21 protein-coding genes and 2 tRNA genes are annotated in these 25667 nt (G+C 66.6%); 14 read left to right on the top strand and 9 right to left on the bottom strand.

The window, feature by feature from the left end:
- The first annotated feature begins 268 nt into the window (after window positions 1-268).
- The 8 genes from IC40_RS0101485 to IC40_RS0101450 all read left to right on the top strand — a co-directional run bounded on the left by IC40_RS0101485 (window position 269) and on the right by IC40_RS0101450 (window position 11227).
- Window positions 269-1705 carry an FhaA domain-containing protein gene (locus tag IC40_RS0101485; protein WP_030133004.1) on the top strand — a complete coding sequence of 479 codons (1437 nt, stop codon included), beginning with the start codon at window positions 269-271 and terminating at the stop codon, window positions 1703-1705.
- A gap of 142 nt (window positions 1706-1847) precedes the next feature.
- Window positions 1848-2315 (top strand): FHA domain-containing protein FhaB/FipA, encoded by a 468-nt coding sequence (locus IC40_RS0101480; protein WP_019512310.1) that lies wholly within the window; start codon window positions 1848-1850, stop codon window positions 2313-2315.
- On the top strand, window positions 2312-3925 hold the full coding sequence (locus tag IC40_RS0101475; protein WP_030133003.1) for a PP2C family protein-serine/threonine phosphatase: 1614 nt from the start codon (window positions 2312-2314) through the stop codon (window positions 3923-3925). The genes IC40_RS0101480 and IC40_RS0101475 overlap by 4 nt, the downstream gene beginning before the upstream one ends.
- Entirely contained in the window at window positions 3922-5337 is a 1416-nt protein-coding gene (locus IC40_RS0101470; protein WP_030133002.1) for a peptidoglycan glycosyltransferase RodA, read from the top strand. The genes IC40_RS0101475 and IC40_RS0101470 overlap by 4 nt, the downstream gene beginning before the upstream one ends.
- Window positions 5334-6809 (top strand): D,D-transpeptidase PbpA, encoded by a 1476-nt coding sequence (gene pbpA / locus IC40_RS0101465; protein WP_030133001.1) that lies wholly within the window; start codon window positions 5334-5336, stop codon window positions 6807-6809. The genes IC40_RS0101470 and pbpA overlap by 4 nt, the downstream gene beginning before the upstream one ends.
- Window positions 6806-7999 (top strand): protein kinase domain-containing protein, encoded by a 1194-nt coding sequence (locus tag IC40_RS0101460; RefSeq protein ID WP_030133000.1) that lies wholly within the window; start codon window positions 6806-6808, stop codon window positions 7997-7999. The genes pbpA and IC40_RS0101460 overlap by 4 nt, the downstream gene beginning before the upstream one ends.
- Entirely contained in the window at window positions 7996-9870 is a 1875-nt protein-coding gene (pknB, locus tag IC40_RS0101455; RefSeq protein WP_030132999.1) for a Stk1 family PASTA domain-containing Ser/Thr kinase, read from the top strand. The genes IC40_RS0101460 and pknB overlap by 4 nt, the downstream gene beginning before the upstream one ends.
- 25 nt (window positions 9871-9895) lie before the next feature.
- Window positions 9896-11227 carry a carboxylesterase family protein gene (locus IC40_RS0101450; RefSeq protein ID WP_030132998.1) on the top strand — a complete coding sequence of 444 codons (1332 nt, stop codon included), beginning with the start codon at window positions 9896-9898 and terminating at the stop codon, window positions 11225-11227.
- 21 nt (window positions 11228-11248) lie between these two features.
- On the opposite strand, the gene IC40_RS0101445 is transcribed toward IC40_RS0101450, so the two are convergent.
- Window positions 11249-11908, bottom strand: a complete 660-nt coding sequence (locus IC40_RS0101445; RefSeq protein ID WP_030132997.1) for an aminodeoxychorismate/anthranilate synthase component II — start codon at window positions 11906-11908, stop codon at window positions 11249-11251.
- Window positions 11909-11939: 31 nt separating this feature from the next.
- Window positions 11940-12722 (bottom strand): DUF881 domain-containing protein, encoded by a 783-nt coding sequence (locus IC40_RS0101440; protein WP_042509500.1) that lies wholly within the window; start codon window positions 12720-12722, stop codon window positions 11940-11942.
- 18 nt (window positions 12723-12740) lie between these two features.
- On the opposite strand from IC40_RS0101440, the gene crgA reads away from it, so the two are divergent.
- A complete protein-coding gene (gene crgA, locus IC40_RS0101435; protein WP_019512796.1) occupies window positions 12741-13022 on the top strand; it encodes a cell division protein CrgA in 282 nt (93 codons plus the stop codon).
- 156 nt (window positions 13023-13178) lie between these two features.
- Entirely contained in the window at window positions 13179-13592 is a 414-nt protein-coding gene (locus IC40_RS0101430; RefSeq protein WP_030132995.1) for a PH domain-containing protein, read from the top strand.
- A 115-nt stretch (window positions 13593-13707) separates the two neighbouring features.
- Here IC40_RS0101430 and IC40_RS0101425 read toward each other — a convergent pair whose 3' ends face one another.
- On the bottom strand, window positions 13708-14244 hold the full coding sequence (locus IC40_RS0101425; RefSeq protein ID WP_191293471.1) for a peptidylprolyl isomerase: 537 nt from the start codon (window positions 14242-14244) through the stop codon (window positions 13708-13710).
- 88 nt (window positions 14245-14332) lie between these two features.
- On the opposite strand from IC40_RS0101425, the gene cwsA reads away from it, so the two are divergent.
- Entirely contained in the window at window positions 14333-14653 is a 321-nt protein-coding gene (gene cwsA / locus IC40_RS0101420) for a cell wall synthesis protein CwsA (RefSeq protein ID WP_030132993.1), read from the top strand.
- A 60-nt stretch (window positions 14654-14713) separates the two neighbouring features.
- Window positions 14714-17044, top strand: coding sequence for an arylsulfatase (locus IC40_RS0101415; protein WP_030132992.1), 2331 nt, complete (start codon window positions 14714-14716; stop codon window positions 17042-17044).
- On the opposite strand, the gene IC40_RS0101410 is transcribed toward IC40_RS0101415, so the two are convergent.
- Window positions 17041-17475 (bottom strand): hypothetical protein, encoded by a 435-nt coding sequence (locus IC40_RS0101410; RefSeq protein ID WP_030132991.1) that lies wholly within the window; start codon window positions 17473-17475, stop codon window positions 17041-17043. The two genes, IC40_RS0101415 and IC40_RS0101410, sit on opposite strands and share 4 nt — an antisense overlap.
- 1412 nt (window positions 17476-18887) lie before the next feature.
- Between IC40_RS0101410 and IC40_RS0101405 the strand changes: the two genes are divergently transcribed.
- Both IC40_RS0101405 and IC40_RS0101400 read left to right on the top strand, forming a co-directional pair.
- Window positions 18888-19082, top strand: coding sequence for a hypothetical protein (locus IC40_RS0101405; RefSeq protein ID WP_030132990.1), 195 nt, complete (start codon window positions 18888-18890; stop codon window positions 19080-19082).
- 189 nt (window positions 19083-19271) lie between these two features.
- Window positions 19272-19532 carry a tyrosine-type recombinase/integrase gene (locus IC40_RS0101400; protein WP_030132989.1) on the top strand — a complete coding sequence of 87 codons (261 nt, stop codon included), beginning with the start codon at window positions 19272-19274 and terminating at the stop codon, window positions 19530-19532.
- Window positions 19533-19580: 48 nt separating this feature from the next.
- Here IC40_RS0101400 and IC40_RS0101395 read toward each other — a convergent pair.
- The 5 genes from IC40_RS0101395 to gyrB all read right to left on the bottom strand — a co-directional run bounded on the left by IC40_RS0101395 (window position 19581) and on the right by gyrB (window position 25514).
- Window positions 19581-19653 (bottom strand) — tRNA-Ala (locus IC40_RS0101395).
- 129 nt (window positions 19654-19782) lie between these two features.
- A tRNA-Ile gene (locus IC40_RS0101385) sits at window positions 19783-19856 on the bottom strand.
- A gap of 90 nt (window positions 19857-19946) precedes the next feature.
- Window positions 19947-20870 carry a DUF3566 domain-containing protein gene (locus IC40_RS0101380; RefSeq protein WP_030132988.1) on the bottom strand — a complete coding sequence of 308 codons (924 nt, stop codon included), beginning with the start codon at window positions 20868-20870 and terminating at the stop codon, window positions 19947-19949.
- 41 nt (window positions 20871-20911) lie between these two features.
- Entirely contained in the window at window positions 20912-23458 is a 2547-nt protein-coding gene (gyrA, locus tag IC40_RS0101375; RefSeq protein WP_030132987.1) for a DNA gyrase subunit A, read from the bottom strand.
- A gap of 28 nt (window positions 23459-23486) precedes the next feature.
- On the bottom strand, window positions 23487-25514 hold the full coding sequence (gene gyrB / locus IC40_RS0101370) for a DNA topoisomerase (ATP-hydrolyzing) subunit B (RefSeq protein ID WP_030132986.1): 2028 nt from the start codon (window positions 25512-25514) through the stop codon (window positions 23487-23489).
- Window positions 25515-25667: the final 153 nt, after the last annotated feature.

Below are 25667 nucleotides of genomic sequence, written 5' to 3'. Positions count from 1 at the left end.
TGACCGCGCAACAGTATCACCACGGACCCACCAGACCCAAAACCGGCCGCGAGAGTGACGTTGTTGCGCTTTTTTCGGGCTGGAGACCACCAAAACGTCGCTCTCGCGGACTGGACGGCGGCCCGACCGAAATACCCTGACCTGGGGCTATTGGATTCTCAGAGATCCGTTGGTCACGTATTGCGCACAAGGGCCGATAACATGCGTGTGAGCAGTGTGGCCAGAGCGACACGCAACGACGGCATCGGACGACGGACAGGGCGGTGATATGGGGCTGGCAGACCGTATCGAGCGACGCCTCGAGTCGACGGTCGGTGATGCCTTCGCCCGGGTCTTCGGCGGGTCGATCGTCCCGCAGGAGGTCGAAGCCCTGTTGCGGCGGGAAGCCGAGACCCACGCCCGCGATGTCGGTGGCGGCCGTGTCTTGGCTCCCAATGACTACGTCATTACTCTCAGTGAGACTGACTATCAGAAGGTGAGCGCAGACCCGGTCCGCACATCGACCACATTTGCCCGCCACCTGGCAGGTTTCATTCAGGACCAGGGGTGGCAAACTTATGGCGATGTTGTCGTCAGGTTTGCGCCATCGCCGAGCCTGCACACCGGCCAGTTCCGCACCCGTGGAGCGGTCAACCCCGACTCGACCACCGGCGACCCCGTCGCCCCAGCAGAACGCAAAAGCGCGGTAGGCGCAGAACCAGGAGTACCAGCGATGACCGACAACCCGAGCTACCGCGGCCAGGGACAGGGTCGGCCCGGCGACGAGCAGTACGACGACCGGTACCGCCAACAGGACGACCAGCGCGGCACCTACCCGCCCGAGCAGGGCGGCTACCCCGACCAGGGCTACCCGCAGCGCCAGGGCGGCTACTCCCAGGAGCAGGGCGGTTACCCGGACCAGGGCTACCCGCCGCCGTCCTACGAGCAGCGCCCCCCTGCCGGCTACGGCCAGCCGCCCGCCGGGTACGGCGAGCAGGGCTACCGCCCGCAGCAGCCGCCGGCCGGATACGGCCAGCCCGCCGGTGCGCCGCCGAGCGCGCCGCCGCCCGGATACGGCGACTACGACTACGGACGCCCCCGCCAGGACGAGGGCTACGGTTCGCACGGCCGCCCGCCGGCCGCGCCGTCCTACCCGGATCAGGGTGGCTACGGCGGTCAGCAGTACGACCGTGCCGACTACTCCGCTCCCCCGGCACCGCCGGCCGCGCCCGACTACGGACGCTACGGTCAGCCGCCCGCCCAGGGCGGGTACCCCGACCAGGGTGGTTACGGCGAGCCCGCCGGATACGGCCAGCAGGACTATGGCCAGAAGGACTACGGGCAGCAGGACTACGGGCAACAGGACTACGGGCAGCCTGATTACGGCCAGCAGAGCTACGGGCAGCAGCCCGCCGGGTACGCCGGTTCCTACGGCGCCGCGGCGCAGGTGACCCTGCAGCTCGACGACGGCAGCGGCCGCACCTACCAGCTGCGTGAGGGCGCCAACGTGATCGGTCGCGGCCAGGACGCCCAGTTCCGGCTGCCCGACACCGGCGTCTCGCGCCGGCATCTGGAGATCCGCTGGGATGGCCAGGTCGCGCTGCTGTCGGACCTGAACTCCACCAACGGCACCACCGTCAACAATGCACCGGTGCAGGAGTGGCAGCTCGCCGACGGTGACGTCATCCGGCTGGGTCATTCCGAGATCATCGTCCGGGTCCACTGATCCTCCGGGTGCCGACGTCGGAGCCGAGCTGTCGGACGCCACGGCGTAACGGTCCGGCTTCGGGCGGCACGCTTCGTCGACGCATCGTCAGCGCTCCCAGTATCGTGTCCGCGACAGCGCACCGTCATGGAGAGGACGTCAGATGCAGGGGCTAGTTCTGCAGCTGACCCGCGTCGGATTCCTACTGCTGCTGTGGCTGTTCATCTGGTCGGTACTGCGTATCCTGCGTACCGACATCTACGCGCCGACCGGCGCGGTGATGGTGCGTCGCGGCTTGGCGTTGCGCGGGCCGCTGCTGCCCCGCGGCGAACGGCGGCACATCGCCAAACACATGGTCGTCACCGAGGGCGCCCTTGCCGGCACCCGCATCACGCTGGGCAGCCAGCCGGTGCTGATCGGTCGCGCCGACGATTCCACACTGGTACTCACCGACGATTACGCGTCGACACGGCACGCCAGGCTGTCGCCTCGGGGCTCGGAATGGTACGTCGAGGACCTAGGATCGACCAACGGTACATACCTTGACAGGGCGAAGGTGACTACGGCGGTAAGGGTTCCGATGGGAACGCCGGTACGGATCGGCAAGACGGTAATCGAGCTGCGCCCGTGACACTCGTATTGCGTTATGCAGCGCGTAGTGATCGCGGGTTGGTGCGCGCCAACAACGAGGACTCGGTGTACGCCGGTGCCCGCCTGCTGGCCCTCGCCGACGGGATGGGTGGCCACGCCGCCGGTGAGGTCGCCTCCCAGCTGGTGATCGCCGCGCTGGCCCACCTCGACGATGACGAACCCGGTGGCGATCTGCTGAACAAGCTCAATGTCGCCGTCCACGAGGGCAACTCGGCCATCGCCGCGCACGTGGAGGCCGATCCCGAACTCGAGGGCATGGGCACCACGCTGACGGCCATCCTGTTCGCCGGCGGCCGCCTCGGCCTGGTGCACATCGGCGACTCGCGCGGCTACCTCATGCGCGACGGTGAGTTGACCCAGATCACCAAGGACGACACCTTCGTCCAGACCCTCGTCGACGAGGGGCGCATCACCGCCGAAGAGGCGCACAGCCATCCCCAGCGCTCGCTGATCATGCGGGCGCTCACCGGCCACGAGGTCGAACCCACCCTGATCATGCGGGAAGCCCGCGTCGGCGATCGTTACCTGCTCTGCTCGGACGGCCTGTCCGACCCGGTCAGTCAGGAGACCATCGCCGAGGCGCTGCAGATCCCCGATGTCACCGATGCCGCGGACCGCCTCATCGAACTCGCGCTGCGCGGCGGCGGGCCGGACAACGTGACCGTGGTGGTCGCCGACGTCGTCGACTACGACTACGGCCAGACCCAGCCCATCCTGGCCGGCGCCGTCTCCGGCGAGGACAACGACACCGCACCGCCGAACACCGCGGCGGGCCGGGCGTCGGCGTTCAACCCCAAGCGCAATCAGCCGAAAAGGGTTGTCACCCAACCCGAGGAGCAACGCCCGCCCCGCTCCAAGCGCCGGATATGGATCGCCGCAGTGGTGGTCCTGCTGGTAGTGGTGGCGGGGCTGGCCATCGCCCGCGAGATCATTCGCAACAATTATTACGTCAGCGAAGAGGACGGCACCGTCGCGATCATGCGCGGTGTGCAGGGCTCCTTTCTGGGTCTTTCTTTGCAGGAACCGTTCCTGGTCGGGTGTCTGAATTCCCGAAACGAACTGTCCTTGATCAGCTTCGGCCAATCCAAGGACGCTCTGGACTGCCAGTTGCTCGGCGTCGACGACATCCGCGAATCCGAACGCGCCCAGGTGGCCGCGGGACTGCCGTCGGGCACCCTGGATGACGCGATCCGCCAGATCAACGAACTGTCGCGCACCTCGTTGCTGCCCATCTGCACGGTGCCGACCAAGACGGCCACCCCGTCACCGACTCCCACCCCGCGGCCCACCCCGGCGCCCGCGTCCCGGCCGGCTGCCCCGTCGGGCACCGCGGCGACACCCACCTCCGGCGCGCCGCGACCGGCCACCTCGGCCCCGTCGACCACGACCCGGGCCGGTCAGCCCGCCCCCGCCGCCCCCGCCGACCAGGACGACGCAGATGCGCCGGATCCGGCGGTGGCACCTCGCGCCGGCGGATCCACGCCGCCCGCCGCGCCCGCGACCACTCCCCCGCCGGCCCCCTCCCCGACCGTCACGGCTCTGCCGCCCTCACCGCCGGAGCCGGGCACCAATTGCCGGACCGCGTCATGAGCACTGAGCCTCAGTCACCGGTCTCGCTCACCCCTCCCCTGCCGAATCGGCGCAACGCCGAACTGGGCCTGCTGATCTTCGCCGCGGTCATCACCACCGTGGCGCTGCTGATCGTGGAAGCCAACCAGGAGCAGGGCGTCAACTGGGATCTGGCCCAGTACACGCTGGCCTATCTGGCCCTGTTCAGCGGGGCGCATCTGGCCATCCGCCGGTACGCGCCCTACGCCGACCCGCTGCTGCTGCCCGTTGTCGCCCTGCTCAACGGGCTGGGCCTGGTGATGATCCATCGGCTCGACCTCGCCCAGCGCGAACTCGACCAGGACAGCGTCGGGGGCAACGCCGCTCAGCAGATGCTCTGGACGCTGGTCGGGGTGGTGGCCTTCGCCGCGGTGTTGGCCGTGTTGCGCGACCACCGCATGCTGGCTCGCTACGGCTACACCTGCGGCCTGGTCGGCCTTGTGCTGCTGGTGATTCCGGCGCTGCTCCCGGCCCGCTTCTCCGAACAGAACGGCGCCAAGATCTGGATCCGGTTCGAAGGCTTTTCCATCCAGCCGGCCGAGTTCTCCAAGATCCTGTTGCTGACCTTCTTCGCCGCCGTCCTGGTCTCCAAGCGCGAATTGTTCACCAACGCAGGCAAACACGTCCTGGGTCTCGACCTGCCACGACCGCGTGACCTGGCTCCGCTGCTGGTGGCCTGGATCACCTCGGTCGGCGTCATGGTCTTCGAAAAGGACCTGGGCACTTCGCTTTTGCTCTATGCCTCGTTCTTGGTATTGCTCTATATCGCCACCGGCCGACTGGCCTGGGTGATCATCGGGCTCGGGTTGTTCGCCGTCGGTAGCGTGCTGGCCTACCACCTCTTCGGACACGTGCGGGTGCGCGTGCAGAACTGGCTCGACCCGTTCGCCGACCCGGACGGGGCCGGCTACCAGATGGTCCAATCGCTGTTCAGCTTTGCCACCGGTGGCATCTTCGGCACCGGACTGGGCAATGGCCAACCCGGCACCGTCCCGGCCGCCTCCACCGACTTCATCATCGCCGCAGTGGGCGAAGAGCTCGGATTGGTCGGTCTGGCAGGCGTTCTCATGCTCTACACCATCTTGCTCACCCGTGGCTTGCGCACCGCGATCGCCGTGCGGGACAGCTTCGGCAAACTGCTGGCCGCCGGGCTGGCCTCGACGCTGGCGATCCAGCTGTTCATCGTCGTCGGCGGTGTCACCAAGCTGATCCCGCTGACCGGCCTGACCACCCCGTGGATGTCCTACGGCGGTTCGTCGCTGCTGGCCAACTACGTGCTGCTGGCCATCCTGGTCCGCATCTCGCATGCCGCGCGCCGACCGATCGGACCCACCACCGGGCCGAACCCGGCGCCCATCGCCGCGGCGTCCACCGAGGTGATCGGGAAAGCATGAACACCTCGCTGCGCCGGCTCTCGGTCGTCTTCATGGCACTCGTCGTGTTGCTGCTCGCCAACGCCACGCTGACCCAGGTGTTCACCGCCGACGGTTACCGCGCCGATCCGCGCAACCAACGGGTGCTGCTCGACGAGTACTCCCGCCAGCGCGGCCAGATCACCGCGGGCGGGGAATTGCTGGCGTACTCGGTGTCCACCGACGGCCGGTTCCGCTTCCTGCGGACCTACCCCAAGCCGCAGACCTACGCCCCGGTCACCGGTTTCTACTCGCTGGGCTACTCCAGCAGCGGTCTGGAGCGCGCGGAGGACCCCATTCTCAACGGCTCCGACGAACGGCTTTTCGGAAAGCGTCTCGCCGACTTCTTCACCGGGCGGGACCCGCGCGGCGGCAACGTCGACACCACGGTCAAACCCGATGTGCAGGAAGCGGCCTGGGAGGCCATGGAGAACGGCTGCGACGGCCCGTGCAAGGGTGCTGTCGTCGCGTTGGAACCGTCGACGGGCAAGATCCTGGCCATGGTGTCGGCACCGTCCTATGACCCCAATCAGCTGGCCAGCCACGACGGTGCGGTGCAGACCAAGGCGTGGGAGCAGCTGCGTGATGACGCCGACGCCCCGCTGCTCAACCGGGCCATCTCGGAGACCTATCCCCCGGGCTCGACGTTCAAGGTGATCACCACCGCTGCCGCGCTGCAGGCCGGTGCCACGCCGGACACCCAGCTCACCGCGGCCCCGCGGATCGCGCTACCCGATACCACCGCCACCCTGGAGAATTACGGCGGCAGCCCGTGCGGCGGCGGCCCGACCGCACCGCTGCGCGAGGCCTTCGCCCGATCCTGCAACACCGCCTTCGTCGAGCTCGGCATCGACAACGGTGCCGACAAACTCAAGGCCACCGCCCGGGCGTTCGGTCTGGACAGCGCCCCGGCGGCGATCCCGCTGCAGGTCGCCGAGTCGACCGTCGGCCCGATCAGCGATGCCGCGGCGCTGGGGATGTCCAGTATCGGGCAGCGCGATGTGGCGGTCACCCCACTGCAGAATGCGATGGTGGCCGCGACCATCGCCAACGGCGGCGTCACCATGACTCCGTATCTGGTCGATACCCTCAAGGGACCGGACCTGTCCAACATCGCCACCACCGCTCCGAGCGAACAGCGACGAGCGGTGTCACCGCAGGTCGCAGCTACACTTACCGATTTGATGGTGGGCGCCGAGCAGGTGACGCAGCAGAAGGGAGCCATCGCCGGCGTGCAGATCGCATCCAAGACGGGCACTGCCGAGCACGGCACCGATCCCCGCAACACCCCGCCCCACGCCTGGTACATCGCTTTCGCGCCGGCCCAAGCCCCGAAGGTGGCCGTCGCCGTCCTCGTGGAGAATGGCGGAGACCGATTGTCCGCGACCGGCGGCGCCGTAGCCGCCCCGATCGGGCGCGCCACCATAGCCGCCGCACTCCGGGAGGGATCATGACGGCCCGGGTCGGAGTGACGCTGTCGGGGCGCTACCGGCTGCAGCGCCTGATCGCCACCGGCGGTATGGGCCAGGTGTGGGAGGGACTGGACACCCGCCTCGGCCGCCAGGTCGCGATCAAGGTCCTCAAGGCCGAGTTCTCCGAGGACTCGGAGTTCGTGGATCGCTTCCGCGGCGAGGCCCGTACCGTCGCCATGCTCAACCACCCCGGTATCGCCAGCGTGTACGACTACGGCGAGACCGAGATGGACGCCGGCGAGGGCCGTACCGCCTATCTGGTGATGGAGCTGGTCAACGGTGAACCGCTGAACTCCGTCATCAAGCGCACCGGCCGGCTTTCGCTGCGGCACGCGTTGGACATGCTGGAGCAGACCGGCCGCGCCCTGCAGGTCGCGCACACGGCGGGTTTGGTGCACCGCGACGTCAAACCCGGAAACATCCTGATCACCCCCACCGGGCAGGTGAAGCTCACCGACTTCGGCATCGCCAAGGCCGTCGACGCCGCCCCGGTCACCCAGACCGGCATGGTGATGGGCACCGCCCAGTACATCGCCCCCGAACAGGCCCTCGGCCGCGACGCGACCGCCGCATCCGACGTGTACTCCCTCGGTGTCGTCGGCTACGAGTCGTTGTCGGGCAAGCGCCCCTTCAGCGGTGACGGTGCGCTGACGGTTGCGATGAAGCACATCAAGGAGGCCCCGCCGCCGCTTCCCGCGGATCTGCCGCCCAACGTGCGCGAGCTCATCGAGATCACGCTCGCCAAGGAGCCCAACCACCGATACCGCTCGGGTGGTCCGTTCGCCGACGCCGTCGCCGCGGTGCGCGCCGGTCGCCGCCCACCGCGCCCCAACTCGGCGCCGACCATCGGACGCGCCGCACCCGCGGCAATCCCGTCCGGCACCCAGGCCCGCGCCGCTGCGGCCGCCGAGTACCGGCCGCCGGTGACCACATCCCGACCGCGTGCGGGTACCGGCAGTCACCGTCCGCCACCACCGCGGCGCACCTTCTCCCCGGGCCAGCGTGCGCTGCTCTGGGCCGCCGGTGTGCTCGGTGCGCTGGCCATCATCATCGCGGTGCTGATCGTGGTGAATGCCCAGGACAAGCGCGACAATCCGGTGCAGCAGGAGACCTCCACCAGCACCACCATCATCGGGGTTCCGCCGGCATCACCACCTGGTGAGACCCCGTGACCACGCCCCAGCACCTCTCGGACCGCTACGAGCTCGGTGAGATCCTCGGGTTCGGCGGCATGTCCGAGGTCCACATCGCCCGCGATACCCGGTTGCACCGGGACGTGGCAGTGAAGGTGTTGCGCGCCGACCTGGCCCGCGACCCGAGTTTTTATCTGCGCTTCCGCCGCGAAGCCCAGAATGCCGCCGCGCTGAACCATCCGGCGATCGTGGCGGTGTACGACACCGGCGAGGCCGAGACCCCCAACGGTCCCCTGCCCTACATCGTCATGGAGTACGTCGACGGGGTGACGCTGCGCGATATCGTGCACACCGAGGGCCCCATCGAGCCCAAGCGCGCCATCGAGATCATCGCCGACGCGTGCCAGGCGCTGAATTTCAGCCACCAGCACGGCATCATCCACCGCGACGTCAAGCCTGCCAACATCATGATCTCCAAGTCCGGTGCCGTGAAGGTGATGGACTTCGGTATCGCCCGCGCGCTCGCCGACGCCAACAACGTCACCCAGACCGCCGCGGTCATCGGCACCGCCCAGTACCTGTCCCCCGAACAGGCCCGCGGTGAGAAGGTCGACGCCCGCTCCGATGTCTACTCCCTCGGCTGCGTGCTCTACGAAATCCTCACCGGCGAGCCACCTTTCGTCGGAGATTCACCGGTGGCGGTGGCCTATCAGCATGTCCGCGAGGATCCGGCCGCACCGTCGACGCGCCACGCCGGGGTCACCCCGGAACTCGACGCCGTGGTGCTCAAGGCGTTGTCGAAGAACCCCGAGAACCGGTACCAGAGTGCGGCCGAGATGCGCACCGACCTGATCCGCGTGCACAGCGGCGAGGCGCCCGAGGCTCCGAAGATCTTCACCGACGCCGAGCGCACGAACCTGTTGAGCAATGTCGCGGCCCCGCACGCACGGGCGCTGCCCACCGAGCACATCCCGACCGCGGGGGGCTATCCCAACCGGTCCAACAACACCTCGGTGGGACGCTGGCTGATCGTCGTCGCGGTCCTGGCGGTGCTGACCGTGGTGGTCACCATCGCCATCAACGCGTTCGGCAGCAGCCCGCGCGATGTACAGGTCCCCGATGTGACAGGCCAGGCCTCCGCGGATGCCATTGCCGCCCTTCAGAATCGCGGTTTCAAGACGCGCACCCAGCAGCGCCCCGATTCCACGGTCCGCGTGGAGCATGTCATCACCACCGAACCGTCGCCCGGCACGGAAGTCAGTGCGGGTGAGGACATCACCATCGTGGTGTCGACCGGACCCGAGCAGCGCGCCGTGCCGGAGGTGAAGGGCATGACACTGGCGCAAGCGACCACCGAACTGCTGGATGCGGGCTTCGGCAGGGTGCAGCCCTCCGAATCGGAGTCCACCCCCGAACTCAAGGGCAAGGTGCTGGGCACCAATCCCCCCGCGAACTCCACCTCGGCGATCACCAACGTCATCACCATCATTGTGGGATCGGGTCCGGGCAGCGTCGCGGTGCCCGACTGCGTGGGCCAGAGCGTCGAGGTGTGCCAGCAGATCCTGACCGCGTCCGGTTTCACCAATGTCCTCCCGGTTGAGGTGGACAACACCGCACCGGCCGGGCAGGTCGTCGGTACCAACCCCCCCGCCGGGCAGCCCGTGGCCAAGGACTCGGTCGTCCAGATGCGGGTCTCGCGCGGCAACCAGTTCGTGATGCCGAATCTGACCGGTCAGTTCTGGGTGGATGCCGAGCCGAACCTGCGGGCACTGGGCTGGCGCGGCGTGCTGATCAAGGGCGCCAACGTCGACAACAGCGGTCAGCGCACCAACGCCGTTGTCACCCAGAACCCTGCGCCAGGGGCCGGCGTCGGGTACGGGGATTCGATCACCCTGAGCTTCGCGTCCTAGGCCCGGCTTCAGCGGACCCGCATCGATGCCGTCTCTTCTGGTCCAGGCGCCATGCGGACCGTTACGGGCCCAGCTCGACCGGGGACTGGTGCACGCCCGTGGCATTCGGTACGCGACGGCGCGCCGTTTCTGTGCGCCGCAGGAAATCGCCGGTCAAACCGAGCCTTTGGATGCGAGCAGGCGTGGACCGGCCTGTCCACAGATCCCGTCCCGATTGGGGTTCTTGACCGGCCTGGCGGCCGAGAACCTCGACCACAGCGAGGACTGTCTGGTTCTGAGCGTCACCGCACCGGTGGACGCCCACGGCGCCCCGGTCATGGTGTGGTTTCACGGCGGCGCGTATCTGAGCGGCGGCGGCGAGGCCCCGAAGTACGATGCTGACGCTCTGGTCGCCGAAGGTGACGTGGTGGTCGTCACCGTCACCTACCGGCTGGGCGTGTTCGGATATCTGGCTCCCGATCAGGCTGCGGACGGCAACGCCGGGTTGCGGGACCAGATCGCCGCGCTGCGCTGGGTGCAGCGCAACATCGGTGCCTTCGGCGGCAATCCCGGCAACGTCACGGTGTTCGGACAGTCCGCGGGTGGAGACTCGGTGCTGTGCCTGCTGGTTGCCGACGATGTCGAAGGGCTACTGCACCGCGCAATCATCCAGAGCGCGCCGTTGGGGCTGCGGCTGGGCCGCCGCCCGTGGTCGGGGATAGCACAGCCGGTCCGCGACGCATTCGGCGACGCCTTGGGCCAGGCGGATCCGCGAGCGGTCGACAGTGCCACCCTGGTGCGCGCTCAGAGCCAAGGAGCCGCCGCCGCCGGACGGGGCTTGGTTGCGGGTTTGCCGTTCGCGCCGCAACCCGGTGTGGCACCACTGCCGCCGGCAGCGGAATGGCAACGTCGTCTCGCCGACGCGGCAGCCCGAGTGGAACTCATGGTGACCTACACCCGTCACGACGGTGCTGCCTTCCTGGCGTTGCGACCGCAACTGAGCAGGCTCTACAAGATGGGGTCGATCGGGCGCCGCGTCCTGATGGCGATATCGGCCTGGCCCACCACTCGGGTCTTCGGACGGTCAGCCATCCGCCCGCTGGCGACAGCCTGGCGGGCACATCCGGATCGGATCGTGGTTCATCGAATCGACTGGTCACCGTCGGACGCACCGCTGGGCGCCTGCCACTGCATCGAGCTGCCACTTCTTTTCGGTACACCCGCCGATTGGTCGGACGCTCCCATGCTCGGCGTGTCCGCCGGCGTCCGCGACACCCAGGAGCGGGCTATTCGGACCCGGCGCGTATGGGCCGACTTCGCCCATCACGGCCTCAACCGTGAGCGGGCCACAGTCCGCCGCGGTGATGAAAGCTATTGATACACCGCCGCTTACCGGTGATCAGGCGCGAGCGGTCGCGGCTCGCACCGCGTCGGCGACCTCGTTCTCCAGCGTGCGCACCAAACCCTCGTCCGGGGCAGCCCCGCAGTAGCCGAGCCAATTGGCCAGCATCCGGTGGCCACCCTCGGTGAGGATCGATTCGGGGTGGAATTGCACACCGTGAATCGGCAATTCCCGGTGGCGCACCGCCATGATGACCCCGCTGTCGGTCTCGCCGGTGGACTCCAACTCGGCGGGCAACGTCTCGGGCAGGATCGTCAGCGAGTGATAGCGGGTCGCGGTGAACGGATCGGGAAGCCCTTGCAGCACACCGGCATCGCGATGGTGCACAGTGCTGGTCTTGCCGTGCAACAGCTCGGGCGCGCGGTCCACGGTGCCTCCGAAGGCCACCCCGATGGCTTGGTGGCCGAGGCAGACACCCAGCAGCGGGGTCTTGGTCTGCGCGCTGGCATGGACCAGCGGAATCGAGGCGCCGGCGCGTTCGGGGGTACCGGGCCCGGGGGAGAGCAGGATGCCGTCGAACTGCCGGGCCACCTCGCCCGGGTCCGCCAGTCGCTCGTCATCGTTGCGCCAGACCTGTGCCGTCACGCCGAGCTGACCCAGGTATTGGACCAGGTTGAACACGAAGCTGTCGTAATTGTCGACGACCAGAACCTGCATGGGGATCAGGCTACTGCGCCGGGCCGCGACGTCAGTATCCGAGCGGACCTGCCGGTTTGGCATACCGCATGCGCACCGGCGCCGTATAGCCTGCCAACTCCACGTCGTCGCGGACCTCCTCGGAGTAACCGAGCTGGAACCGCAGCACGTACTGCTTGTACAGGGTCACCAGGGGAGCGGCCGACAGCGCCGCCTGCATGGCCACCGGATCCCCCACCGCGGTGACGACATACGGGGGGCTGTAGGTGCGGTCGTTGAGCAGCAGGGTGTTGCCCACGCACAACGGCGCCGAGGTGGCGATGATGCGCTGGTCCTGCATCTGGATGCCCTCGGCGCCGGCGCTCCACAGGGCGTTCAGCACCGCCTGGATGTCCTGCTGGTGGACCACCAGGTCATCCGGTGAGGCGTCGACGGGATAGCGGCCGTCCGCATCGCGCTGGGCATCGTCGAGGGTGACGACCAGCCCCGGCCCGCGCAGGGGGTCAAGGCCGACCTGCTCGGCGAGGACATCGGAGCGGTGGGTGATGGCGGCCAGCGCGGCTTCGGCGCCGGGGGAGCCCCCGTGATGGGTCTCCATGCCGGCCACCAGGGCATCGCGCTGTGCGGTCAGGCGGTCGACACCGGCGCTGGTCTCACGAACCAGGTCGACCAGTCGGGGAGCGTCGCTGCGCCGGATCTCGGCACCGTCGGCCACACCGTGGGTGGTGGACAGCAGCAGACCGGCGAACAGGCACACAATCGGCACCCCGAACCGCCACAGCGACCGTTTGCGGTGCGGTGCTGGGTTAGGCTCGGAGTCCACTGCCTCGACCATCGTCTCCAAAGGTTAACCATGCCCAAGTCCAAAGTCCGTAAGAAGAACGACTTCACCATCAACCCGGTGAGTCGGACCCCGGTCAAGGTCAAAGCCGGACCGTCGAGTGTGTGGTTCGTCGTCCTGTTCGTCGGTTTGATGCTCTTCGGGCTGTTCTGGTTGCTCGTCTTCCAGCTGGGTGCCACCGGATTGAACGCACCGACCTGGCTGGGCTGGATGGCCGATCTGGGCCCGTGGAACTACGCGATCGCGTTTGCCTTCATGATTTCCGGGCTTTTGCTGACGATGCGGTGGCGCTGACGCCAAAAGCGTCCGGAATGAGCCGACTTGTGCATCACCGTGGTTATCCCGCCCGCAACCTGCTCGTAACCCAATCACACCGTTGTGATTCATCCCCATTGGGGATAGCGTCTGTGGATAACTTCAAAACTCCCGGTAAGAGGGGGTTCTGAGCCAATGCAGCAAACTTTTTGGGCGCCGAAGAGCGCGGCCATCATCTGGATCGGAATCGCCGGTCTCGCGATGGCGATCGTCGCTGTGACCGTGGTCACAGACCTGCCCGGACGTGTTCTTGGCATCGTTGCCGCGGCCGGTTTGGTGTTGTTTGCAACGGTTTCTTGGCGTGCACGTCCAAAACTGGCAATCACCGAGACCGGCCTCCAGGTACGCGGCTGGGTGAGCACCCGGGTGATTGCGCGCGATGAGATCACCCAGATCCGGATCACCGAGTTCCGTCGGCTGGCCCGCAAACAGCGGCTGTTGGAGATCGACACCACCGACGACCGGCTCTACATCTTCACGCGGTGGGATCTGGGAACCAGTCCCGCCGAGGTGCTCGAGGTGCTGCGTTCCGCCGGCTACGCCCGCTGACCGACCCTGACCTTTCCGGCGACCGTGCGTGTCGGCAGCCCGACACACCGCCCCGAGCCCAAAGAAAACGCACGCTCACCGAACGTCGGTGAGCGTGCGCTTCGGGTACTCCGGGTCAGGAAATGGTGATGCTCTCGATCACGACGGGCTCGGTGGGCCGGTCACTGCGATCGGTCGCGGTCGTGGCGATCGCGTCGACGACCTTCTGCGACTCCGGATCGACGACCTCACCGAAGATGGTGTGCCGGCGGTTGAGGTGCGGGGTCTTGCCGACGGTGATGAAGAACTGCGAGCCGTTGGTACCCGGTCCGGCGTTGGCCATGGCCAGCAGGTAGGGCTTGTCGAACTGCAGTTCCGGGTGGAACTCGTCGGCGAACTGGTAGCCGGGGCCGCCGCGACCGGTGCCGGTCGGGTCGCCGCCTTGGATCATGAAGCCTTCGATGACGCGGTGGAAGACCGCGCCGTCATAGAACGGTCCCGATGATCCGCCGGTGGCGTTCTCGGTGCTGTACTCCTTGGTGCCCTGCGCCAGGCCGGTGAAGTTGGCGACGGTCTTGGGGGCGTGGTTGCCGAACAGGGCGATCTTGATGTCACCACGGTTGGTGTGCAGCGTCGCGGTCGCTGTCTGAATGGGGCTCGTCACGGATTTCAGTCTGCCACTTGGTCCTATACCGGTGTCCACGGCCCCGCGGTTAGTGGCACGCTGTGGGGGACTTCCGGACAGCCCAGAGAGGTGGCCCATGAGCACCAGCACCGACACCCCATTGACCCCGGCGCAGCGACTCGGCCGCGGGTTGAGGTACACCGTCGTCGGCCCCGTCGACATCACCCGCGGCACCGTCGGCCTCGGCGCATCCTCCGCCGCCTCCGGCGTGTCCTGGCTCAACGCCCGGCTTCGTCCTGCGCCGCCCGCACCGCCGAAGCGTCGGCCGCTGCTGTACGTGGTGATCGGTGCCACTGTTCTCGCCGTCGGTGCGGTGACATTCTCGATCGTGCGCCGTTCGATGCGTCCGGAACCGTCGACGTTGCCGCCGAGCGTGGAGTTCACCCCCAAACCCTGAGCCGCTCCCGAATAGTCGGTGTATCACTTATCGGATAGACCGTGCGCGGAGAGGACCTGTATGAGCACCGACATCGTGGCCCCGAAGATCCCCGATGGCGGGTCTCTGCCGTTCCCCCCGGTTCCGTCAGCCAGCGTCGCCGGCCGCACGCTCGGCGAGTCCAGCTACGCGGCTCGCCCGGTGCCGCGCCGACTGCCGGCCGACACCCCGAACATCGTCATCGTGTTGATCGACGACGCCGGACCCGGGCTTCCCACCGCATTCGGTGGTGAGGTGCACACCGCAACGCTCGACCGAATGTGCGCAGAGGGTGTGTCCTACAACCGATTTCACACCACCGCGATGTGTTCGCCGACCCGCGCCTCACTGCTGACCGGGCGCAATCATCACGAGATCGGCAACGGCCAGATCGCCGAGTTGGCCAATGACTGGGACGGCTACTCGGGCAAGATCCCCCGCTCGGCGGCGACGGTCGCCGAGGTGCTCAAGCAATACGGATACGCCACCTCAGCGTTCGGTAAGTGGCACAACACTCCGGCCGAGGAGACCACCGCGGCCGGACCGTTCGAGAATTGGCCCACGGGTTTGGGTTTCGAGTATTTCTACGGCTTTCTGGCCGGTGAGGCATCCCAGTACGAACCGCACCTGGTGCGCAACACCACCGTCGTCGCACCGACCAAGACCGCCGAAGAGGGTTATCACCTGTCCGAGGATCTGGCTGATGACGCGATCGGCTGGCTACGGCGGCACAGGGCCTTCAATGCCGACAAGCCGTTCTTCATGTACTGGGCCAGCGGGTGCCTGCACGGGCCGCACCACATCATGAAGGAGTGGGCCGACAAGTATGCGGGCAAGTTCGATGATGGGTGGGATGCCTACCGCGAGCGGGTGTTCGAGCGCGCCAAGGCCAAGGGCTGGATCCCACCGGACTGTACGCTCACCGAGCGCGACGAGACACTGTCGGCGTGGGATGACATTCCCGAGGACGAGAAGCCCTTCCAGCGCCGCCTGATGGAGGTCGCGGCCGGGTACGCCGAGCATGTCGATGTACAGGTCGGTCGGATAAGCGATGAGCTGGACGCCCTCGGCTACGGCGAGAACACACTGTTTCTCTACATCTGGGGCGATAACGGTTCGTCGGGGGAGGGCCAGAACGGGACCATCGCCGAACTCCTTGCCCAGAACGGCATTCCGACGACCGTGCGTCAGCATATCGACGCCCTAGACGCCCTCGGTGGCCTCGACGTACTGGGATCACCGTTGGTGGACAACCAGTATCACGCCGGCTGGGCGTGGGCCGGCAGCACACCGTACAAGGGGATGAAGTTGTTGGCCTCGCATCTCGGGGGCACGCGCAACCCGCTCGTCGCGCGGTGGCCGGCGCGGGTCGCGGCCGATCCGGTCCCGCGCGATGTGTTCCTGCACTGCAATGACGTCGTTCCAACGATCTACGAACTGGTCGGTATCGAGCCACCACGCATCGTGGCCGGGGAGCCCCAGATGCCGCTGGCCGGAGCGAGTTTCGCCCGGACGCTGGTCGACCGGAGCGCCGATGGCGGAAAGCGAACTCAGTACTTCGAGATCATGGGCAGCCGCGCGATCTACGACGACGGCTGGTTGGCGTGTGCCAGGGGTCCGCGGCTGCCGTGGGTGCCCGGCGCGCCGCCCGGGATCGCGACGTGGACCCCCGACCAGGACCGCTGGGAGCTCTACAACCTCGACGACGATTGGTCCCAAGCCCACGATCTGGCCGATGCCGAGCCGCAGAAGCTGGCGCAGCTCCGTGAACTGTTCGCCATCGAGGCCGCGCGCAACGCGGTGCTACCGATCGGCGGCGGGTTGTGGGTTCCGGTGTACCACCCGGAGCTGCGGATCACCCCGCCGTATCGGGAGTGGACGTTTGCCGGGGATATGGTCCGGATGCCCGAGTTCTGCGCCCCCGCGCTGGGCAACAAGAACAACGTCGTGACCATCGATGTCGAGGTGCCGGCCGGCGGTAACGGAGTGCTGTACGCGCTGGGTGCCGCGGCGGGCGGGTTGACCTGCTATCTGGACGCCGGCCATCTCTGCTACGAGTACAACCTGTTCATCCTGATGCGGACCAAGGTGCGTTCGGCGCAGCCGATCTCGGCCGGCAGGCACACCATCGTCGTCACGACGAGTTACGCCGAGCAGCGTCCTGGCGGCCCCCTGGACGTCTCGTTGTCGGTCGACGGTGACGTGGTGGCCTCGGGCCGGGTTCCCGTGTCTGCGCCGCTGCTGTTCACCGCCAACGACTGCCTCGACATCGGGACCTGCCTTGGTTCACCGGTATCGCTGGATTACCGCGAGCGCGCCCCGTTCCCGTTCGAGGGCCGCATCCGCCAGGTACACGTGGCCTACTCGACCTAATAGTAGGCGAAGCTGCACGTCGGCCGCGGTTCGGTGACGAACGAGACCAGGTTGCCGTCCATGATGATGGCGCAGATGAGTTCGGTGTCTCCGCCGTCGGCGCGCACCGAGGACTGCACCTTGTCATAGACCGGGTACTGCTTCTCCCAAGGCAGGGTCACGTTCGTCTCGGTCTGCTCTGGCTCGCCGTTGATCTGATAGGTGATGGTCACCGGGGCCGTGCCGCCGCGCACCTGCATGGTCGCGGTGCCGATGGGCGCACCCTCGGGCGTGGGGGAGGGGCGGGCCGTGGTCGTCTCGACGGAGGAGGTGGCCTGCGCCGACGTGCTGGACTCAGGAGCCGGGGCCGCCGTGGGGCGGCCGTCGGTCGAACCACAGCCCGCCACGAGAGCCGCGACGACGAATGCACCAACAACGCCGGTGAGTCTCATGGACATGAGCGTAAGGCCGCGGGGCGGGCGTACGACTCACCAATAGTGGAGCCAGAACAAGAGCACCGCGAAAACATATCGCAGCCCAGGCCACGGTGACGGTCACGCCTAGCTGATGTACACGATCAGCGGGTCGCCCAGCGGATGGTTCCCGTGCGGCGTTGCGACCTCGGCCGCGCGTCCGTGTCCGATCGGGCGCAGCGCATCGTGTAGAGCCTGGCGTTCGGCGGCTGGTGTGCGGTGCTCATTGAGGCCAGCGGACGTTGGAACTCGTTAGGGCGGTCAGTGAATCAGACCAACAACGAGTAACACGGGCGCTCGGGACATGCGACTTGTGCAGAGTCCCCGTTCTGTCTCGTCCTAACGGAAGCAGCGCCAGCTGTAAGGATCTTTGAAGTTCAGAAAGTCAGCGTAGGCGTTCCCAAAGACGCGGCGGCATTCCCGAGCCATATCCACGCCGCGGACATCTGACGCGCTCCAAACACTGGAGCCGCAACGCCATCCATAGACATTGTTCTGGCTTCGGAGGATCGTTCCATAGCCCGGAACTTTGTACTGATACGTGCAAGCGACATTCACATTTATGCCGCCCAACATGGTTCTCGCGTCCGCGGTCGGTGCTGACAAAACCGAGATTCCGATTGCCAATACTATGGCGACAGAAGACGTTACAAGGCGCCGAGTGGCCCTGTGTACCGTGTCTGTCATCCACGCAGCAGCCATCGATATGTCTCCCCCTGTGCACACCGGGCCGCGGTTCGGCTCCAAGTGGTTTGACACGAGATATTAGGGCAGTTCACAGGCTGGTGCGCGTTTATTTGAGCCAACACCATGATGTACTCCGGGTTGGTTTAACCGAGGACGAGATCGCAGTCGCGTCGACACACCTCTGGCGGAAGTCGCTGTCGAATGGCTTGACGAGCGAGTGGGCCCAGACGCAAGTCCTCAACTCCGAGGCTGGGTCACCCGACAGCTGTATTCCGAACTTGGGGCGGTTATCGATGGCAACGATTGAGAAGCACGAAAACACCGCTGGCGCAATGTGTTACCGGGACATTTACCGCACCCGGGCAAAAGGGAGACCGGCAAGCGCGGCCTCCGGACGAAGCGGGATGCCGAAGCGTTCGCCAATCAGCTGGAGGTCGACAATCGCCGCGGGGCGTACGTCGCGCCCGCAACCGGCCGGGCGAAGCTCGGGGAGTAAGCGGGGGAGTGGTTGGGGTCGAAGCACAACCTGAAACAGTCGCCTCACGCCCGGTATCGGGTTGTCGTAGATACGTTCATTGCCAGTCACGCTGACGTCGCCGTGGGGGGCATCTCGCGTCAGCTGGTCCGAGACTGGGTTGCCGATCTCAGCACCAGCCACGCGCCGGCCTCGGTGCACAATCGGTGTGCTGTGGCATGTGCTCGCAATGGCGGTGGCCGACCACCGGTTGGTGCTGAACCCCGTCGACGGTGTCGAGCTGCCGGCGGTGGGAACGGTCGAGCAGCGGTTCCTGACGATGGACCAGCTGCACGCGGTCGCTGACGCGGCGGGACGAATCGGGCGCTGGTGTACATGCTGGAGACGTGCGGGCTGCGCTTCGGTGACGCTGGTGGATAACTAGTTCGTCGGTACCCCAAAGGGCGGCAAAGGCCGTACGGTCAGCATCTGAGAGTTTGTCGGCGATCCGCTGACGCCGGGGACGCCTGACGGCCTGGTGTTCCCTGAGTCGGCCGGCGGAGACATGCGGGGCGCGAACGTTCGGCGCCGGTGATGGTCGGACGCCGTCACCGCTTCGCGCCTGTTCCCCCGGATGGTGAAGAACGCAGCCGGGGAAAAGGTCACGGTCTACGGGTTCAAGATCCACGAGCTGCGTCACACGGCATCGTCGCTGGCGATCCAGGCAGGCGCGAACATCAAGAGCCTTCAGAACATGCTGGGCCACGAGTCAGCGAGCTTGACACTGGATCGCTATGGCCACCTGTACGGGTCCGATGTCGACGCCGTAGGTATCGCGATCAATCAGCTGTTGACTCGTGATTGTGGGCAAAGTGTGGGCACCGACGCCGCCTAACGCAAAAGCAGGCCAGACCATATAGGGCCTGACCTGCTATTTTTATTGTGGAGCCTAGGAGATTCGAACTCCTGACATCTGCCTTGCAAAGGCAGCGCTCTACCAACTGAGCTAAGGCCCCTTAAGGGGTTATGCGGGCCGATCCTCGATGGTGTGCCAGACCTCGACACCGTGGCGGGACCGGTAGACGATCACCGCGACGGCTGTGACAACTGCCACCAACACCAACTTCATGGTGCATACCCTTCCGTGGGCCTAGGAGGACTCGAACCTCCGACCTCTTCGTTATCAGCGAAGCGCTCTAACCGCCTGAGCTATAGGCCCGTATCGACCAGTACGGCCGAGCGACGAGATTACCGTAAGCACTGCCCATCGCCCAAACCGCGAGGATCTGATGCCCCGACGGGCGTGCGATCAGTCCCTGTCTGCCAGGGTCACCTCGACGCCACCGACCAGATCGGTGATCAGGTTGTAGATGAACGCACCGGCGGTCGCCATGGCCGTCAGCAGCACGATGTTGACCAGACCGATAAGCGTCGCACCACCGAAAATCGTTCCGCTGGAGATCAGTTCACCGCCACCACCGCTGTCGCTGGTGAGCAGATCGCCGACATTGCTGTTCAGTTTGGTCCAGACACCCATCCCGCCGAGCACCAGGTACAGGAACGCCACGGCGATCATCCAGACGAAGAACATCACACCGGAGAGCACCAGCGAGACCTTCAGCGTGCTCCACGGGTCGATGCGGCGAATCTGCATGCTCGCGCGCACCGGACCCTGATGCTTGCGCGCGCCGACCTGAACTCGTCCCGCCGGGGCGGCCGGACGGTGGTCACCGGATGTCGGTGCCGGCGGCCGACCCTGACGGGGCGGCTGCCCGGACAGATCGGGCAACTCACTGGCGTACTTCTCCGGCCGCTGCGCCTCGGTGCGTTGGCCTTCCGGGCGGCTCTCCGGCCGTTCCGGCGCCCTGGTCGCCACGACCTCGGTGTCCCGTGTGTCGCGGTTCTCCCGCGGGGGGTTCACCGCGGTGCCGGACAGGAACTGTCCGACCCGGGTGTCCGTGCCGGGGGAACGAGTCGGCGGTCGCTGCGGCTCACCGGTGCGGTTGGGCTCGGCGGGCCGTGCCTGGTCTGCTGGCCGCACCGGCTCGGTCGGTCGGGCGGGCTCGCCGGATCGTTGCGGGTTGGCGGCCCGGGCGGCCGGACCCCGCTGCCACGGCGGGACCTCATTGGAGTCGGCGGCCTGTGACCGTCGGGCACTGGTGGCGCCGTCGGGCTGTGACGCACCCGGGGTCCCGGCCGGCGCCGGGTGCCCGGGCTCGTTCGGTGAGGTCACCTAGTGGCTCCTTGTCTCACGCCCGTGGCGGGCTGGCAGCGTCACGTTGCGTCGGTCTGGTCGCCGTCGGAGGCCGATTCGACCGTCTCATCGGCGTCCACTTCGGACTCCGACTCCTCGCTCGCTTCGGCGTTCCGCGCAATTGCAATCAGTGTGTCGCCCTCACCGAGGTTCATCAAGCGGACCCCCTTGGTCTGCCGACCCGCCTTGCGCACCTGTTGTGCGGCGGTCCGGATGACGCCTCCGCCCGAGGTGATGGCATACAGCTCTGTCTCGTCGTCGACGATCAGCGCTCCCACCAGACTGCCACGCTTGGGGTCGTACTGGATCGTGAGGATGCCCTTGCCGCCACGGCCCTGCGCGGTGTACTCGTCGATCGCCGTGCGCTTGGCATATCCGCCCGCGGTGGCCACCAACAGGTACTTGTCGGTCTCGACCACGTTGAGCGACAGCAGCCGATCGTCCTCCTTGAACCGCATGCCCTGCACGCCCGAGGTCGCCCGACCCATGGGTCGCAACGCCTCGTCGGTCGCGGAGAAGCGGATGGACTGGCCCTTCGCGCTGACCAGCAGCAGGTCATCCTCGGCCGAGCAGAGCACGGCACCGACCAGTTCGTCACCGTCGCGCAGGTTCACCGCGACGATGCCGCCGGAGCGGTTGGAATCGAAGTCGCTCAGCTTGGACTTCTTGACCAACCCGTTTCGGGTGGCCAGCACCAGGTACGGCGCATCCTCGTAGGTCTGCAGCTGGATGACCTGGGCGATGCGCTCCTCGGGCTGGAAGGCCAGCAGGTTGGCCACATGCTGACCACGTGCGGTGCGCGAAGCCTCCGGCAGCTCGTAGGCCTTGGCCCGGTACACCCGACCCTGGGTGGTGAAGAACAGGATCCAGTCGTGGGTCGAGCAGACGAAGAAGTGGTTGACGATGTCGTCCTGCTTGAGCCCGGCACCCTGCACACCCTTACCGCCGCGCTTCTGGCTGCGGTACAGATCGGTCTTGGTGCGCTTGGCATAGCCGGTCTCGGTGATGGTGACCACCACGTCCTCGCGGGCGATCAGATCCTCGTCGCTGACCTCGCCGTCGGCCGGCACGATGCGCGAGCGCCGGTCGTCGCCGTACTTGTCGGCGATCTCCTTGAGCTCGTCGCGGACGATGGCGCGCTGCCGTTCCGGCTTGGCCAGGATGTCCTCGAGGTCGGCGATCTCGGCCTCGATCTTGGCCAGATCGTCGACGATGCGCTGACGCTCCAAAGCCGCCAGGCGACGCAGCTGCATGTCGAGGATGGCCTGGGCCTGGATCTCGTCGACATCGAGCAGCTCGATGAGGCCCTGGCGGGCGATATCGGCGTTGGCCGACGCGCGGATCAGTGCGATGACCTCGTCGAGGGCGTCGAGCGCCTTGACCAGACCGCGCAGGATGTGGGCCCGCTCGTTGGCCTTGCGCAGCCGGTAGCGGGTGCGCCGGATGATCACGTCGAGTTGGTGTTCGACGTAGTAACGGATCATCTGGTCCAGGCGCAGGGTGCGCGGCACCCCGTCGACGATGGACAGCATGTTCGCACCGAAGCTGGTCTGCAGCTGGGTGTGCTTGTAGAGGTTGTTCAGCACGACCTTGGCGACGGCATCGCGCTTGAGCTCCACCACGATTCGCAGGCCGACGCGGTCGCTGGACTGGTCCTCGATATTGGAGATACCGGTCAGCTTGGCGTCACGCACCTGCTCGGCGATCGAGGTGATGAAGTTGTCGTGGTTTACCTGGTACGGCAACTCGGTGATGACGATCGAGGTGCGACCGCGCGAATCCTCTTCGATCTCGACGACGCCGCGCATCCGGATCGATCCGCGTCCGGTGGTGTAGGTGTCGTTGATCCCTTGGGATCCGACGATCAGGCCGGAGGTCGGGAAGTCCGGACCCTTGACCCGTTCACAACACGCGGCCAGCGTCGCCTCTTCGTCGGCCTCGTGATTCTCCAGACACCAGTAGACGGCCTCGGCGAGTTCCCGCAGGTTGTGCGGCGGGATGTTGGTGGCCATACCGACGGCGATACCGCCCGAGCCGTTGGCCAGCAGGTTCGGGAACCGGCTCGGCAGAACGGTCGGCTCTTGCACTCGACCGTCGTAGTTCGGGATGAAATCGACTGTCTCCTCGTCGATTTCACGCAGCATCTCCATGGCCAACGGGGTCAGCCGGGCCTCGGTGTAACGCATGGCGGCCGGCGGATCATTACCGGGCGAGCCGAAGTTGCCCTGCCCGTCGACCAGCGGGTAGCGCAGTGACCACGGCTGGGCCATCCGGACCAGGGTGTCGTAGATCGACGAGTCACCGTGCGGGTGATAGTTACCCATCGTCTCGGCAACCGAGCGTGCCGATTTCGCATGGCCGCGATCGGGGCGGAACCCGGAATCGAACATGGCGTAGAGCACGCGGCGGTGCACCGGTTTGAGGCCGTCGCGGACCTCGGGAAGCGCACGACCCACGATGACGCTCATCGCATAGTCGATATAGCTGCGCTGCATCTCCTGCTGGATATCGACAGGTTCGATGCGGTCGCCGGCTTCGTCGCCGGGCGGCAGGGTGGTGTCAGTCATCTAGGAGTCCTAAACCTGGTATTCCGGGTTAAACATCAAGGAAGCGAACGTCTTTGGCATTACGGGTGATGAAGCTGCGGCGGGCCTCGACGTCCTCACCCATCAGGATGGAGAACAGCTCGTCGGCCGCGGCGGCGTCGTCGAGGGTCACCTGACGCAGCACCCGCACGCTGGGATCCATGGTGGTCTCCCACAGTTCCTTGGCGTCCATCTCACCCAGACCCTTGTAGCGCTGGATGCCGTCTTCGGGGTTGATGCGCTTACCTACCGCGCGGCCTGCCTCGAGCAGACCGTCGCGTTCCCGGTCGGAGTAGGCGAACTCCGGCTCACTGCGCTGCCACTTGAGCTTGTACAGCGGCGGCTGGGCCAGGAAGATGTGGCCATTCTCGACAAGCGGTTTCATGAACCGGAACAGCAGGGTCAACAGCAGCGTCGAGATGTGCTGGCCGTCGACGTCGGCGTCGGCCATCAGCACGATCTTGTGATAGCGCAGCTTGGCGAGGTCGAATTCGTCGTGGATGCCGGTGCCCAGCGCGGTGATGATGGCCTGGACTTCGGTGTTCTTCAAAACCCGGTCGATGCGCGCCTTCTCGACGTTGATGATCTTGCCGCGCAGCGGCAGGATCGCCTGGAACATCGAGTCGCGACCACTCTTGGCCGAGCCGCCGGCCGAATCACCCTCCACCACATACAGTTCGGACTTGCTGGGATCGGTGGAGCGGCAATCGGCGAGCTTGCCTGGCAGACCGCCGATATCGGTGGCACTCTTACGCCGGACCAGCTCACGCGCCTTGCGGGCGGCGATCCGTGCCTGGGCCGACGAGACTGCCTTGTTCACCACGGTTTTGGCCTCGGCCGGGTTCGCGTCGAACCAATGCTGCAGCTCTTCGTTGCAGATCTTCTGGACGAAGGACTTCACCTCGGTGTTGCCGAGCTTGGTCTTGGTCTGACCTTCGAACTGCGGCTGGGAGACCTTCACCGAGATGACCGCGGCCAGACCCTCACGGATATCGTCGCCGGTGAGGTTGGGGTCCTTCTCCTTGAGCAGCTTCTTGTCCTTGGCGTACTTGTTGACCACCGTGGTCAGGGCCGCCCGGAAGCCCTCTTCGTGTGTGCCGCCCTCGTGGGTGTTGATGGTGTTGGCGAAGGTGTGCACCGATTCGGAGTAACCGGCGTTCCACTGCATCGCGATCTCGACCTCGTGCCCCGGACCCTTGCCCTCGAAGTCGATGACGCTGGGTTGGATCGCGGTCTTGGTGCGGTTGATGTGCTTGACGAAGTCGACGAGACCGCCGGGGTAATGGAAGACCCGGTGCTTCACCTTCTGCGGTGCGGCGTGCTCGGCAGCCTTCTCCTCGGCCGACTTGGGCGCTTCGGCGTGGTCGCTGACGACTTCGTCGACGATCTCTTCGGGGGCGACCCGCTCGTCGGTGAGCTCGATGGTCAGGCCCTTGTTGAGGAAGGCCATCTCCTGGAGCCGTCGGGCGATGGTCTCGAAGTCATAGGTGGTGGTCTCGAAGATGTCCGGGTCGGCCCAGAATCGGATGGTGGTTCCGGTCTTCTTGGACGGCTCACCTTTGCGCAGGGTGCCCGGCACCGACCGGTCATAGGTCTGGTGCCATTCGAAGCCGTCCTTGTGGATATCGGCCTCGAGCCGCGTCGACAGCGCGTTCACCACCGAGACGCCGACGCCGTGCAGACCGCCCGACACCTGATAGGCACCTTCTTCGAACTTGCCGCCGGCATGCAGCACGGTCATCACGACGTCGACGGTGGGGATGCCGGTGGCGTGCATCGCGACCGGGATACCGCGGCCGTCATCGGTGACCTGAACGCCGCCGTCCTCGAGGATCCGCACGTCGACCTTGGTGGCGAAGCCCGCCATGGCCTCATCGACGGCGTTGTCGACGACCTCCCAGATCAAGTGGTGCAGACCCCGCTCTCCGGTGGAGCCGATGTACATGCCCGGTCGCTTGCGGACTGCTTCCAGGCCTTCGAGTACCTTGATCGAGTCGGCACCGTATTCGGCCGGGGCATTCTTGTCTTGGGCAGCCACGTTGGACGCGTCTCCTTGGGGTTGCGCGCAGGTGGTTCTGTCACCGCCTGCAAAAGCTCCCCACAGTCTACCGCGAGATACCGTCAGGACTGACCCTGCGGCGGTGTTTCCAGCCAGCTATCTGCGCCGTGCGCGGAATTTCCGGCCCATCGG

It is taken from the genome of Mycolicibacterium neoaurum ATCC 25795 (assembly GCF_000691525.1).
GTDB classification, from domain to species: domain Bacteria; phylum Actinomycetota; class Actinomycetes; order Mycobacteriales; family Mycobacteriaceae; genus Mycobacterium; species Mycobacterium neoaurum.
Note: the sequence above shows the minus strand (reverse complement) of the source record. Positions and strands in the feature narration are given on the sequence as shown.

Bases quoted from the DNA above. Each gene is read 5' to 3' on its own strand.
- IC40_RS0101480 (WP_019512310.1), top strand. From the start codon at position 1,848: ATGCAGGGGCTAGTTCTGCAGCTGACCCGCGTCGGATTCCTACTGCTG.
- IC40_RS0101485 (WP_030133004.1), top strand. From the start codon at position 269: ATGGGGCTGGCAGACCGTATCGAGCGACGCCTCGAGTCGACGGTCGGT.
- IC40_RS0101470 (WP_030133002.1), top strand. From the start codon at position 3,922: ATGAGCACTGAGCCTCAGTCACCGGTCTCGCTCACCCCTCCCCTGCCG.
- IC40_RS0101445 (WP_030132997.1), bottom strand. From the start codon at position 11,908: ATGCAGGTTCTGGTCGTCGACAATTACGACAGCTTCGTGTTCAACCTG.
- IC40_RS0101400 (WP_030132989.1), top strand. From the start codon at position 19,272: ATGGTGAAGAACGCAGCCGGGGAAAAGGTCACGGTCTACGGGTTCAAG.
- IC40_RS0101460 (WP_030133000.1), top strand. From the start codon at position 6,806: ATGACGGCCCGGGTCGGAGTGACGCTGTCGGGGCGCTACCGGCTGCAG.
- IC40_RS0101415 (WP_030132992.1), top strand. From the start codon at position 14,714: ATGAGCACCGACATCGTGGCCCCGAAGATCCCCGATGGCGGGTCTCTG.
- IC40_RS0101405 (WP_030132990.1), top strand. From the start codon at position 18,888: ATGGCGGTGGCCGACCACCGGTTGGTGCTGAACCCCGTCGACGGTGTC.
- IC40_RS0101410 (WP_030132991.1), bottom strand. From the start codon at position 17,475: ATGAGACTCACCGGCGTTGTTGGTGCATTCGTCGTCGCGGCTCTCGTG.
- gyrA (WP_030132987.1), bottom strand. From the start codon at position 23,458: ATGACTGACACCACCCTGCCGCCCGGCGACGAAGCCGGCGACCGCATC.
- IC40_RS0101440 (WP_042509500.1), bottom strand. From the start codon at position 12,722: ATGGTCGAGGCAGTGGACTCCGAGCCTAACCCAGCACCGCACCGCAAA.
- IC40_RS0101430 (WP_030132995.1), top strand. From the start codon at position 13,179: ATGCAGCAAACTTTTTGGGCGCCGAAGAGCGCGGCCATCATCTGGATC.
- IC40_RS0101450 (WP_030132998.1), top strand. From the start codon at position 9,896: ATGCCGTCTCTTCTGGTCCAGGCGCCATGCGGACCGTTACGGGCCCAG.
- pbpA (WP_030133001.1), top strand. From the start codon at position 5,334: ATGAACACCTCGCTGCGCCGGCTCTCGGTCGTCTTCATGGCACTCGTC.
- crgA (WP_019512796.1), top strand. From the start codon at position 12,741: ATGCCCAAGTCCAAAGTCCGTAAGAAGAACGACTTCACCATCAACCCG.
- cwsA (WP_030132993.1), top strand. From the start codon at position 14,333: ATGAGCACCAGCACCGACACCCCATTGACCCCGGCGCAGCGACTCGGC.